We start from the raw sequence: 12,703 nt of genomic DNA on the forward strand, positions 1-12,703 counted from the left end.
GGAGAAAGAACTCGCCGTTCTCCAGCACCCGAACGCGGGCGGCATGCTGTCTCCGTACTGCCAGGTTCCAATCTACTGGCTCAAGAAGCGCATGGGACGACTCGCGAACGCCAGTCCATGACCGCGAGGACGCACCGGACAGATACTGCTTGTTGACGCCAACTCACCCCACCTTGCGGAAGCGCTCATACCGCGCCTCCAGGAACCGCTGTCCCGGTTGGTCCCTGGGAAGCCGGGGGAGATGGATGTGCTGGCCCTGGAAGGCTTTCACCGCGTGCTCCAACGTTGGGCCGTCCCGCGTCTCGATCAGGGATTGGGACAGCTCGATGACCCCGTCGGGCCGGATGCCCATCAGGTCCGTGTCGAACACGCCGTGGTGCAACCGGCACAGCGCCAGCCCGTTCGGCACCACCGGATCCCCCGTCTCCTCCCGGTCCGCGACGATGTGCGCCGCGTCCAGCAGCTCGGGCCTCGGCAGCCGGCACACCGCGCACCGCTGCTCGTAAGCCCTCAGCACCTCCAGCCGGAAGCGCGACTGGTGCAGCCTCCGCTTCGCCTGTACCGTCACGTACTGGCGGCGGATCTCGATGGCCCTCGCATCCGCCACCATCGGAACGCTTCGCTCCCGCTCCGCCAGCACCTCGTCATCCACCGAGAGCGTGCACTCCAGCCGCTCCCGATCGATTCCCCGAATGAAGATGGGCCAGATGGGCTGGTACACGCCCACCTCGACCGCATAGAAGTAGATCAGCGGCACCGACCACTTCCACGCCCACTGGAGCAATTGGTTGTCCCGGTTGTCCGGGTCATTCCCCTGCAGCTTGTAGACGAATACCCCCACTCCCTTCTGGGATTCCTCATAGGGCACGGGGCGATTGCCTCGCGGAATGATGGTCTTTATGGAGAGCGGCCCCTCGCCTCGCATCTCCTTCGGCCGGAAGATGCCGCGCGCCTTGGTGGCGAAGTGGAGGTGCTGATCCTTGAAGTCAAAGCCGCGCTGGATGACGTCCCACGCCAACGTGGGCCCGTGCCGGGTCACCAGCCACTCCAGAGTCTGGAAGGCCGTGGCGCGAATCTCCCAGTCTGGGTCCACCGTTGGTAGGGGCATCGGCGCCGACCAGGTTATCGGGCCCGCCCCCACCCGACAACCTACCCGCCGCGTCTTCAGCGGCTCGGGAGACCTGCCGCCTCGACGTTCTCGTTCAGCCTCACCGCGAGCATCCGATTCAGAACGCACGCCACCAGTCGGCAAACAGAAGACGGAGCACAAGGTTTCATGACCGACGCGTTCGTGGACGACCTCGAAACAGCGCTACCGGGTCTGATTGCCGCACTCACTTGGGGAAGCGGACCCCGGGGCGCTGGATGTACACGGGGATCCCCTTGGAGTTGATCACCGTGGCGTCGGGGCTTCGGTCCACCTTGGCCGGGTCGACCTCGACGCCCCCGTTCGGCCTCGCCGCGAACGTCGGCACGCCGAATTCCTCTCCATAGTCGTGCACGGCCACGGCACAGATGGGTGTCGGGACACGCCCGGGCGTCGGGTGGGTCTGATCCAGGTAGATCCGATCGAACTGGATGTAGACCCGATCCGGGAACACCTTCGCCTCGCCCGTGACCCGGTGGGCCACGATCTCGTCCATCGTGACAAAAACGGCCATCCAGCCTTCCATGGGTCCGGTCCTGACGTTGAACGCCTCGTCCTCCTCGACACCCGCCCAGGTGTGGGTCACCAGTTCGACGCCCACGACACGCTTGAGCTTCAGCCGTGCGGCCGTCTCGAGTGCCTCGGGAGGGCAGCGTTCGAGGAAGCCGCCCATGTCGGGGCGCACGGGTGCTCTCGCGCAGGCCAGGAGGTTCACCGAAGCGGCGCAGGCCCCGAGCAGCACACAGACCTCGCGCAAGGACCTCGGAAAGGTGAAGGACGGGGGGCAGGAGGCCTCATCGGTCGCGGACGAGAACATGGGTGGGGTTCCTTTGTCGGTAGGTGCCACGCGGACGAGCCACGACCCTAACCCGAGCAACACCAGCACGAGGGCGAACACGGCGAGCCACGGCCTCCTCCCCACGCGAGGTCGCGACGTCCCCTCCTCTGGCGGCGGGCGTTCCTCCACGGGCTGGTCGGCGGTGAGGGCCGTCGCGGAGACGGCGGGAAGCAGGCGCACCTCGGGCGAAGCCTTCTCCCCACGCGCCGGGGGAAAGCCGTAGGGCACACGCCAGGGCTCCGTGTCCCCGTCACGCTCCAACAGCCGCGTCAGCTCCTCGTGGACGGCCCGGGCGCTCGGGGGACGCAGCTCCGGCTCCTTCGCCAGCAGCCGCATCACCAGCGCGTTCAGCTCGGGCGGCACTCGCGGGTCCAACCGCGCCGGCTCCACCGGCGGGAGAAATTCGATGGCCAGCAGGAGTTTCTCCGCCGGCAGGCGGGGGTTGAAGGGATGGCAGTCGGTGAGGGCCTCGTACAGCAGGGCCCCGAAGGCATAGAGGTCCGCCGCCGGATGCGCGGGAAAGCTCACGCCCGCCTCCCATTCGCCGCCCCTCAGGAAGGCCGCGACCTCGGGGGACATGTTGTGGAGCGTCACCGGGGGCAGCCCCCGCGTCAACGTGTAGGCGCCCGGCAGGAAGGCCGCTCCGAAGTCGATGAGGAAGGGCTTGTCATCCCCGTCCCGCACCAGGACGTTGTCTGCCTTGATGTCGCGATGGCACACGCCGCGCTCGTGCAGCTCCGCGAGCACCAGGGCCAGCTCCGCCGCCACGCGCACCCACTGGCGCAGCGAGGCCTCCGTCCTCCACCGCCACGTATTGAAGCTGGCGCCCGGGACGTAGTCGGTGACGAAGAAGAAGTACCCCTTCTCCGGGTCCGGCCACCGGCCCATCTCGTGGACGGCCACCAGGTTGGGGTGGCGGAAGTGTCCCAGCGAGACGACCTCACGAAAGGCCCGCTCGTCCTCGCGGGCCTCCTCTTCGTCCTCGTCCTCATTTGGGGGACGCACGGCTATCTTCATCGTGTAGGGCTTGCCCCCGGACTCCACCAGGAAGACGGTCGCGAACCCCCCACCGCCCAGGCGACGGACCACCCGGTAATGCCGCACGGTGTCTCCCGGCTGGAGCAACTCCGGGTGGAAGGCCCTCGTCATCGCGGAACCTCCACGCCCTCGAAGCGCAACGTCCGGGGGCCGTCTTCCTCCAGCGTCACCCCCAGGCACTCGACTCCTTCCGGAATGCGGGTCGCGAAGGTGTGGAACTGCCACTGCACGTCGACGGCTCGGTGGGACATGAAGACGGGAAGAGTCCTGTCCGCACCCGCGTGAGCCCCCACGCACCCGGCCTCCAGCCGGACCCGGACGAGCCGCCAGGGCCTGCGGGTGACACCCCAGTTCTTGATGGCCACGGTCACGAAGAGGTGCTGGTCCACGCGGAGCACGGAGTCCACGCGCGCATGCAGGCCGGTGACTTGCTCGGGGGATTGAGACCGCCCCGGGACGGCGAGCGCCAGCCTCGGGCGGGCCTCCGGCACATGGCTCGCGAGCAGCATCCTCGACACCGCGCCCACGTCCCCCTCCTCCGTGGCTTCCGACCACCGGGGCCGCGTCGCGGGGAGCATCACCCAGGCCTCCGAGTCCACCTCGTCCCGCCGGGTGACGAGCACCAGCGTGAGCGTGAGCGGGCTCCCCGACTCCGTCCGCCCCGTCACCTCCAGCGGGACGCGCTCCCCCTCCCCGAGGTCCTTCACGGGTGCGACGGCGAGGGAGCGCTCACCCAGGGGGGCCACCTGGAGGCGCTCCCTCTCGTCGGGGGCCAGGAGCACGCGCGGCTCGACGAGCCCCTCGAAGCGCACCAGGGTCGCGGTCCCCGCCGCCACGTACAGCACGGAAGGACCCTCGCCCGGATGTCCCGCGACGAGCACGGTCCCCTGCCTCAACTCCCGCCCGCTCGCTGTCGTGGAAACGAAGAGGACCCAGAGCAGGACGGTCCAGGAACGAGGGCGCACGGAGTCTCCCAAAGCAGGCGGGCAGGCTAGAGGAGCCCGTCCATCCGGGCAAGGACTGCTCAACCCCCGCAGTCATCCCTTCTCGGGTGACTCGGCGCATCATGTCCCGCTCCGTGCACAGGAACCAGCCGAGCGGCCACGGGTGGCGGGACCCGACGGCAGAGGTCATTTTCCAGCTACCTATGGCCGAAGTCCACTCATCCTCTCCCGAGAAGCTGCCGCTCAAAATCTTCCGCGAGGCCGTCGAGTCCCTCCTGGAGGACTGCTCCCCCGAGGAGCTGCGCACCCTGCTCCGGGCCCTCGCCGCCCGGGTCCGCCCTTCCGAGCGATTGTCCTTCCTCCAATCCCTCCGTACTCCCTTCTCCCCCGCGGACCTGCTCCGCCAGCACGAGCTGTTGGAGGACATCGCCGAACTCGCCCAGGCCCTCCCCGCGAAGTCCAAGGCCTGGGACGAGGACGGGGTCGACGAGGATCTCGTCAACCCCTACGCCGAGTTCGTGGAGCCCGTGACCGCCCTCTTCGTCCGCGCCCAGGAGGCCTCCGAGCGCGGCCTGTACGACCTCGCCCGCGCCGCCTACAGCGACCTCTTCGCCCTCCTCCATTACGAGGACGCGGGGGGGCGTGGCCTCCGCCCCGAGCACCTCCCCGACGTGGACCTTCCCGAGGCCCGCGCCCGTTATCTCCGCGCCAGCTACCTCACCACCCCTCCCGAGTACCGTGCCCCCGTGCTCCTCGAGGAGCTGCGCCTCATGCGCTCGCTGCTCCCCGAGGGTCCCCGGCCCCTCGTCCAGGAGTGGCTCGACATCTCGTCCGAGCCCCTTCCCGATCGCGACGGCTTCCTGCGCGAGTGGGTGGCCCTCCTCCGCTCCCACGAGGACCCGGATGCCGAGGCCTGGCTGCGCGAGGCCATCGGCCTCTCCGAGGGTGCTTCCGGGCTGCGCGCGCTCGCCTTCTCGGAGCCTGGCCGCCACCCGCGCGCCTTCCTCGATCTGCTCGCCGCCCTGGAGCGAGAGGGCTCCCCCCACGAGGTCCTCTCCACCGCCCGCGAAGCCCTCGCGGTGCTCCCCGCCGGCCTCGCCCTGCGCGCGGCCATCGCCGACGTGCTCGCCTCGGCGGCCGAGCGGCTCGGGCAGTCCGACACCCTGCGCGAAGCACACTGGGAGGCCTTCGTCTCCCGCCCTACCCTCTCGCGCCTGTTGACCCTGCGCGAGCCCCAGGCCTCCGAGCCCGAGCGCGCCCAGGTGATGCGCCGGGCCGCCCGGCACCTGGAAGACGTCCTCCAGCAACCCCGCGGGCCCTCGGGCTCCATGGTGCGGCTGTCCGGCGAGGACGACCTCGAGACGCCCGTGCGCGTCGATCGGCGGCTGCTCGCCCAGGCATGGCTGCTCGCCCACGACTGGGAGTCGGCCCACCAGCTCTCCGCCTCCGAGAGCGCCATCGGCTGGACGTACGGCGACAACCCCCAGGGCCTCGTGGTGCCCCTCTTCCTCGTCCTCCTGTCCGGCCAGCCCCTCGGGGCGCTACCCCGGAACGTGGCCCGCTCCTGGCAGTGGGGGCTGGACGCGGGCGTCCAGGCCGGCCAGTGGAGCTCGGGGGACGCGCGTCATGACGAGGCGCTCCGGGAACGTCTGGCCCACGCGTATGCCGAGGCGCTTCCCGCCTTCACCCTCGACGCCCCGGAGCGGGAGCGGATGCTGGAGTGGTGTCTGGAGGTGGCCCGCAAGCGCGCCAGCTCCATCGTCAGCCGCCAGTACCGCCGCAGCTACGACAAGGCGGCCGTGCTGCTCGCCGCCTGCGCCGAGGTGCTGTGGCTGCGCGGTGAGGAGGCCCGGGGCAACGTGCTGCTCGCCGGCTTTCGCGAGGGCTTCCGCCGCCACCGCGCCTTCCAGGCCGAACTCGACGCGGCCGTACGGCCCCGGTGAGGGGCACCGAGCCTGGCTGGAAGCCCAACGCTCGTCCGCTTCCGGCCTGGGCACCCACCCTGATGGGTTGGGCATGCCTCCCCCTTGCTTCCGCCCCCTCGGAGGGTTAGTTAGTTAGCGTTAGCTAACCAATTCCCGGGTGGAATCATGGCACGTCCCCGACAGGTCCTGGACGAGGACATCCTGGAAGTCGCGCGCGCGTGCTTCATCGAGCATGGGGCCTCGGTGAGCACCGAGGCCATCGCGGCGCGTCTGGGGGTGTCGGGGCCGGCGTTGCTCAAGCGCTTCGGCAGCAAGAAGGAGCTGCTCAAGGCGGCCTTCTCGGTGGGGAAGACGCCGCCGTGGCTGCACGTGGTGGAGGAGGGCCCGGACGCGCGTGAGCTGAAGGTGCAGCTGCGCGAGGTGGCACTGACCATCGACGCCTTCTTCCGCAAGATGGTGCCGGCCTTCGCCGTCTTGCGAGAGGCGGGGCTCACCCCCGAGGAGTGGAGGGGCGAGGACAACGTGCCCCCGCCGGCGCGTGCCCTGTGCACGGTGGCGGGCTGGTTCCGCCGGGCCCAGGAGCGGGGCCTGCTGCGCGCCGGAGACCCGAACGTCATGGCCAGCCTCTTCCTGGCGGGCATCCAGCACCGCTACTTCCTGGCCCACCTCACCAACCAGCCCGTTCCCTCGGAGGAGGCGGACCCGTGGCTGGAGCGCATGGTGGACATCTTCTGGCGTGGAGTGGCGCCGGAGTAAAAGTACGACGCCATTGGGCGACGGGCCTCAGCAGCCCAGGTCCACGCAGCTCGCGTACAGGTGCTGGAGGGCGTCGTTCACCCGGTCATGGTTGTCCATGGCCACGTGCTCCAGATTGTGCCAGGTCTGCCTGTACCAGCGGCGGCCGTTGTCGAACAGCTCCCACGTCGGCTCCGTGGCGTCATGGTGGGTGAAGGCGCGCGCCTGGTCCACGATGACCTTGTCCCCACCCACCTGATTGAGCACGGCCAGCCGGTTCCGGTTGGGGAAGCGATGGAACATGTCCACCTTGTAGGCGTAGTAGTCGGAGTTGAACGGGTTATCCAAATCCGTCGTGGAGAGCCCCCACTCCGGTGCATCCCCCGGATGGGTGACGGAGACGGGGGCGCACACCCCATCGAAGATGTGGACGATGAGCGGCACGTTCGGCAGGTCGCGGTTGAAGCGGCTGGCCAGCCGGGCCACCAGGCACCCGCCGCGGCTATAGCCGGCCAGGTAGATGGAGCGGATTCTGCCCGTTTCGAACTTGTTGCGCAGCCACTGGTAGTACGCGTCCTCGATGTCCTGCTTCTCGCCCTCCGCGAAGTCGAAGTTGAAGCGCGCGTCGAAGGCGAGGTTCACCGACGTGTTGCTCAGCTGCCAGGGGGTCCAATGGAACATCTGGTGCGCGAGCGAATCCGGGTGGGTGTAGACGTACTTCGTCTTGTCCGTCCTATCGAAGGTGTTCCAGTCATCGCTCTGACCGGTGAGGAGGGTGGCGGTATCATCGTCATAGTTGCTCTGCTGCCCCGCGGCGATGAAGACGAGCCGCTCCACGCTGCTCCTCGGGGGGTTGGATGCGCGCGAGAGGAACGTCTTCTTCTGCTTCTCATCCGCCACCCCGTTGTCCTCCCAGACCTGGTACTCGGGGAAGGAGACGGTGTCGTTGCAGAAGAAGCCGCTGCGGCAGTACTGCACCTTGTCCACGGGCAGGGAGAGGGGCAGGTCGCAGTCCGTCCCGCAGAAGGAGGCGTGCTCGGTGCCGTTGCACACGCCGTCCCCGCAGCGCGAGCCGCAGTCCTGGGCGCAGCTGGTGGTGGACTCGTAGATTGAGCAGAGACCATCCCCGCAGTAGCCACAGTCGATGGCGCAGGAACTCACCGACTCGCTCCAATCACACATTCCGTCTCCGCAGATGGGGCCGCAGTCCTGGCCGCACCAGCTGCTCTCCGAGAGGGAACAGATGCCATCCCCGCAGACCTCACAGGAGGCGGTGGACAGGCCGTCCGCGTCCTGCGCCCTCACCTGCGCCGGGCACATCTCGATGCCCTGGCGGGCGACGGGCAGCTCCGCCTCGTCAACCGGCCCGCAGGCTGAGAACACGCCGACGACGAGCGCCAGCACCACGCTATATCCCTTGCTCCACATGTGTCGGTCCCTCTCCTGGGCGCGCGCCCACGGGTTGGACGTATGCTTCGCCTCAGGTAGGAACACCTTGTAAATCATAGTTAATCGGCAAATCAAGATGGATTCCAACCGACTCACCACGTGGCGCCCAGCTCCAGCATCACCAGGTGCTTCTGGTAGTTCCCGTTCGTGTAGTCGTAGCGGTGGCACCGGTAATCCGGTGCCACGCACGCCCCGCTGGGATCCGCCAGTCGCGTGTCCACGTTGGACGTATTCACCAGCAGCTCGTACCGCGCGGAGAGTTGGAGCTGGCTCGACAACCGGGCGCTCACCGCGGGGCCGAGGACGAAGCGGACGTCCTCGCGCCGTCGGCGCCCCCACTCCCCCTCGCTCCCATCCGCCGCCTGGACCCGCAGGTAGCTGTCGCCCAGGTAGCCGCGCCGCTCCACCTCGGCGTTCAGGCTCGCGTCGAAACGCTCGCTCAATACCAGACGCGCGGACGCGCCCACGGCGTGCCCGGCCCAGGCGAAGGGGATGACATACGTCTGCGACATGCCCGTGGTGCCTCCCGTCACGGCCTGCTCCAGCGTCCCGATGCGATCCTCGCGGTAGCGGTACCACGCCGTGAGCCCCAGGGTCCGCAGACGCAGCTCCTGGGACAGCGTCGCATCCAGGCGCTGTCCGGTGAGGTAGCTGAACTCGCTGAGCAGTCCCTCCTTGTGGGCGAGGGACACTTCGAGCCGGGTGCTCGTCCAATCGCTCTCATCCAACGCGAGCCACGCCGAGCCACTCACCGAGGCCTGGAGCCCGCGGAAGTCCGACAGGCCGGTGAAGAACAGGTCCCCCCAGGACGAGACGCCCAGGCGGACGCGGCGAGCCACGTCCCACTCCAGGGCCGCGGTCGCGCGGTGAAGCTGAAGCGAGTAGTCGTGGACATCGGTCAGCGCATACGCCCGCTGCGTCCCACCGTAGGAGAGGTCGGCGAACAGCGTGTCCGACAGCCGGAAGCGCGCCACGAGCCCGAGCCCGACCTCCGCGAAAGCGCTCGCCGTTTCGGTGGAGCTCGAGCCGGAGACGTCGCGCGCCGCCACGCCGACCTGAAGCACGTTGCTGTCGAAACCCACGCCCGCGCTCCCCGACGCCTGGAGCCCCCGGCCATTGGCGCGCAAACCGAAGGAGAGTCGGTCGAGGTAGTCGCGTGCCGTCCGCCTGTCTCGCGGCTCCAGTCGCAAAGCGAGCGCCGAGGTGACGTCCTCTCGCGCCGCCTCGCGCTCCCCCAGCCGCCAGGCCGAGGCCCCGGCCATGAGCAGCGCCCGGCCGGAGGTCGGGTCCCCCTTCGCGGCCTGGAGGAAGAAGGCGCGGGCCTCCTCGAAGCGCCCCGCGTCGAAGGACGCCAGCCCCTGGCGGTACGCCTCCGCCGCCTCGTCCTCGGCGCGCCCCCGCGCACCGGCGACGAGGGAGAGCAGTTCCTCCACCAGCACGGCCTCCCGCTCGGAGGCACCCGGCCTGGCTCGCTCCGCCCACTGTGCGGCCCGCTCGGGCGAGCCCCCGTCGAGCGCGGCGAAGCCGGCGTTCACCCAGGCGATGCGTGCGAGCGACGCGTCCTCCGCGGCCTCGAGGAAGGCCTGCTCGGCCTCGGCGAAGCGCTCCAGCGCATAGAGACAAGCACCCCGGTTGAAGCTCCACCCGGCGCGCTCGGGCGCGTCCTGTGCCGCTCCCGCTGCATCGAGGGCCACCAGTGCCTCGGCGGGTTTCCCGGCACGAAAGCGCGCCAGCCCCACCAGGTAGAGCGCGGTCCCCTCCCGTGGAGGCTGTGCGGCTCGTAGCGCCAGCCGCTCCGCCTCCACGTATTGACCCTCGGCGAACGCCTGCTTCGCCTCGGCGAGCGGGTCCGCTGAGACCAGCATCGCCACGAGGGTGAGCACTGGAGCGACCATCATCGTGGAGGCGGAGGAGGAGGCGGCTGCGAAGAGGGTGGAGGCGGGGCGCCGTCGGTCCTCGGCGAGTGATGCCGTGCGCGCCCGTCATCGCCAGGACGCGGCGCTCCTCCCGATCGACCGGGGCCCGAGGGAGGCCCACGGGTCTCCTTGCCACGTGGTCCACGGGTCTCCGGGCCGGGCGCCGGCCGGGCCGTGTCACCCCGAGGTGGCGGCGTGGGTCGATCCACGCGCATCCGACCGAGGATGGTGTCCACCTGCTCGCCCGGTGCGATGACGTCCACCGTATGGGAGCTGCGCACGTGGGCACGCGACTCCGGACCGGGCGCTGGTGGGGCGGGCGGCTGCGCGGCGGGCGGAGGCACCTCTGGCGCACGGGCCGCTCCGGTGTCCGCGGGTGGAGGTGCCGCCGGCGCCTGTGCGCGCGCGGCCCCGGCCACGAGCAGCACGAGCGCCGCGAGGACTGCTGGAAGCCGTGCCCGGGTCGAGTTCATCCCTCTGTCACCTCGAGCACCACGTCGTGCTCGATTGTCTGGTTGCCTGTGCGCGCCTGGGCCGTCACGAGGTAGCGGCCCGGCTTCTGCCCGCGCACCGCGATGGGGATGACGTTGCTCCCCGCGTTCAGTGCCTGGGTCCACTGGAAGGAGCGCAGCTCGAGCTCCTGGCCGTCCGCCCAGAAAGACAGGCCCTCGGGCAGGCTCACCTGGAAGTCCGCCTCCTCCACGGCCACGTCCGCCGTGAAGTCCAGCTTGATGACCGCCACCTTGCTGACCGGAACCTGGGTGCCGGGCACTTCGAGCGGGCGCGAGGCCTCGGCGAGCACGGCCGGAGGGACGGGAGGCGGCTGCACCGCGCTCATCATGAGGAAGGCGGCGACACCCGCCGCCGCACCCATCGCCGGCCACAGCCACGGAGCGCCCCGCTGGAAGAACCAGCGCACACGGTCCCACCCCGGGGCGGGCTCCGGAGGGCCGGCCGACACCAGTCGGCGGTGGAGCGAGGCCTGGAAGCCGAGATCGGCGGGGTCCTCCCGCAGCGCACCCAGTCGCTCTCGCAGCGCGCGATCTTCCGTCTCTTCAGGCTCGGTCATTTCCCACTCCTACGTCCTTGGGACGGAACGCCGCTGTCGGATGTTCCCGCTCCACCTGTATTCGCCGAGGCATCTGGCGCCTGCCCGCCCGCCAGGAGGGTGCGCAGCAACGCCCGGCCCCGCGAGAGGCGCGATTTGATGGTGCCGATGGGCACCGCCTCGATGGCGGCGACCTCCTCATAGGAGTGCCCTTCCACATCGAAGAGTACCACCGCCGTGCGGAACTCCGGCGGAAGCGCCCGCAGGGCCCGCCACAACCGCTGGCGCTCCTCTTCTCGGGCCAGACCCTCGTCGGGGGTCTCGGCGCTCGAAGGTGCCTGGGAGTGGTCCGCCGCGAGGGGCTCTTCCAAGGAGCGCTCCCGGCCCGAGCGGCTGCGAACGGCGTCGAAGAAGACGTTGCGGACCACGGAGTAGAGCCACGTCTTGAAGGCGGACTGGAAGCGGAAGGAGCGCAGGCTCTTGTAGACCTTCACCAGCGCTTCCTGCGCGAGGTCATCCACGTCCGCGTCCGAGGACGCGAAGGCCCGCGCGAAGCGGCGCACCTGGGGCAGGTGTGAAGAGACGAGGAGCTCGAAGGCGCGGACGTTGCCGTCCTGGGCCTCGGCGATCAATGCGCGGAGTTCGTCGTTCTCACTCAAGGCGCCCACTGTAGGCGCGTGCGCGGGTCGTTCCGCAAGCGGCGAAAACGCGGTGCCGGGAACACGAAAAATACCCTTCTCGTCCTACGGGCGCTGGTGTGGTGGTGAAACTCAAGGGAGCGCGAATGACTCACAAGATGAGGGGCGGTCTGTGGCTCGCGGGTGCACTCGTCGCGGGCACGATGACGGTTGGATGCGGCTCGGAGTCGACGACGGAGGACGCCACGACGATGGTGTCCCAGGCCGTGGAGGCCTCCTCGGACTCGAGCGACGCGGTGGAGGTGTCGAGCCTGATGCGCGGGATGCATGCGCTGCGCCCGGACGCGGTGGAGGGCTTCCACTGTGACGCGAGCCCGGACATCACGAACATCGAGGTGTGCGGAAAGAGCCTGCCGGCCACGGTCCACCTCGAGTGGACGGACTGCGCGGCGCCCGCGCGGCCCGGTGGGGGCGGCCACGGTGGGGGCGGCCACAGCGAAGGCGGCCAGCAGGGCGGTGGTGGAGCCACGCGGGGAACCCCGCCCGCCGATGGCAAGCGGCCTCCTCCTCCCGAGGGTGGCGGCAGGCGGCACGGGGGTCCTTCCAGCGGCACGGTGGACATCACCTACACCTACTCCGCGTCCGAGGACTGCCAGGGTGCCGTGACGCAGAACCAGACGGTGGCGTTCAGCATCTCGCGCACGAACGACGAGGGGGCCATCGCGTCGGTGCAGGGCACCACCTCCTCGAGCACCCAGCTCATCGGCGACTCCCCGCCGCAGGAGAAGATCACCGAGACGGACGTGACGCGGACGCTCACCGACGAGACGGGCACGGTGGTGCGCTCGGTGCACCTGAAGGGCTCCACGAGCGTCACGTTCTCCAGCGACACGCCGCCGGTGCGGACCCTCAACGGCTCGTACACCGAGGAGTTCCTCGATGGCACGAAGGGGGCGGTGACGCTCGCCAACCTCGTGCGGCCTCCGAGGAACGTGTGCCCGTGGCCGACGTCCGGGACGCTGTCG

General features: G+C 69.7%; 9 protein-coding genes and 1 pseudogene. 3 read left to right on the plus strand and 7 right to left on the minus strand.

Annotated features, from left to right (window positions below):
- Nucleotides 1-163 precede the first annotated feature (163 nt).
- The 3 genes from VF794_RS34485 to VF794_RS34495 form a co-directional block, all read right to left on the minus strand.
- Nucleotides 164-1,108, minus strand: a complete 945-nt coding sequence (locus VF794_RS34485; RefSeq protein ID WP_331117372.1) for an HNH endonuclease — start codon at nucleotides 1,106-1,108, stop codon at nucleotides 164-166.
- 226 nt (nucleotides 1,109-1,334) lie between these two features.
- Nucleotides 1,335-3,134, minus strand: coding sequence for a serine/threonine-protein kinase (locus VF794_RS34490; protein WP_331117373.1), 1,800 nt, complete (start codon nucleotides 3,132-3,134; stop codon nucleotides 1,335-1,337).
- Nucleotides 3,131-3,988: a DUF2381 family protein gene (locus VF794_RS34495; RefSeq protein ID WP_331117374.1), complete on the minus strand. Its 858-nt coding sequence runs from the start codon at nucleotides 3,986-3,988 to the stop codon at nucleotides 3,131-3,133. The genes VF794_RS34490 and VF794_RS34495 overlap by 4 nt, the downstream gene beginning before the upstream one ends.
- A gap of 182 nt (nucleotides 3,989-4,170) precedes the next feature.
- On the opposite strand from VF794_RS34495, the gene VF794_RS34500 reads away from it, so the two are divergent.
- Together VF794_RS34500 and VF794_RS34505 are read left to right on the plus strand one after the other, a co-directional pair.
- Nucleotides 4,171-5,910, plus strand: coding sequence for a hypothetical protein (locus VF794_RS34500; RefSeq protein ID WP_331117375.1), 1,740 nt, complete (start codon nucleotides 4,171-4,173; stop codon nucleotides 5,908-5,910).
- Between the two features lie 147 nt (nucleotides 5,911-6,057).
- Entirely contained in the window at nucleotides 6,058-6,648 is a 591-nt protein-coding gene (locus tag VF794_RS34505) for a TetR/AcrR family transcriptional regulator (RefSeq protein ID WP_331117376.1), read from the plus strand.
- A 27-nt stretch (nucleotides 6,649-6,675) separates the two neighbouring features.
- Here the strand turns inward: VF794_RS34505 and VF794_RS34510 are convergent, their stop codons facing one another.
- The 4 genes from VF794_RS34510 to VF794_RS34525 all read right to left on the minus strand — a co-directional run bounded on the left by VF794_RS34510 (nucleotide 6,676) and on the right by VF794_RS34525 (nucleotide 11,699).
- Nucleotides 6,676-8,055 carry a hypothetical protein gene (locus VF794_RS34510; protein ID WP_331117377.1) on the minus strand — a complete coding sequence of 460 codons (1,380 nt, stop codon included), beginning with the start codon at nucleotides 8,053-8,055 and terminating at the stop codon, nucleotides 6,676-6,678.
- Between the two features lie 113 nt (nucleotides 8,056-8,168).
- Nucleotides 8,169-9,959 (minus strand): hypothetical protein, encoded by a 1,791-nt coding sequence (locus VF794_RS34515; RefSeq protein ID WP_331117378.1) that lies wholly within the window; start codon nucleotides 9,957-9,959, stop codon nucleotides 8,169-8,171.
- Between the two features lie 502 nt (nucleotides 9,960-10,461).
- The gene (locus VF794_RS34520; protein ID WP_331117379.1) at nucleotides 10,462-11,061 is read right to left on the minus strand and encodes a hypothetical protein; all 600 of its coding nucleotides are present in this window, start codon (nucleotides 11,059-11,061) and stop codon (nucleotides 10,462-10,464) included.
- Nucleotides 11,058-11,699, minus strand: a complete 642-nt coding sequence (locus VF794_RS34525) for a sigma-70 family RNA polymerase sigma factor (RefSeq protein WP_331117380.1) — start codon at nucleotides 11,697-11,699, stop codon at nucleotides 11,058-11,060. Before VF794_RS34525 ends, VF794_RS34520 begins: the two co-directional genes overlap by 4 nt.
- A gap of 125 nt (nucleotides 11,700-11,824) precedes the next feature.
- On the opposite strand from VF794_RS34525, the pseudogene VF794_RS34530 reads away from it, so the two are divergent.
- Nucleotides 11,825-12,703, plus strand: a pseudogene (locus tag VF794_RS34530) (hypothetical protein); the annotation flags it as partial.

It is taken from the genome of Archangium sp. (assembly GCF_036389735.1).
Lineage (GTDB): Bacteria > Myxococcota > Myxococcia > Myxococcales > Myxococcaceae > Archangium.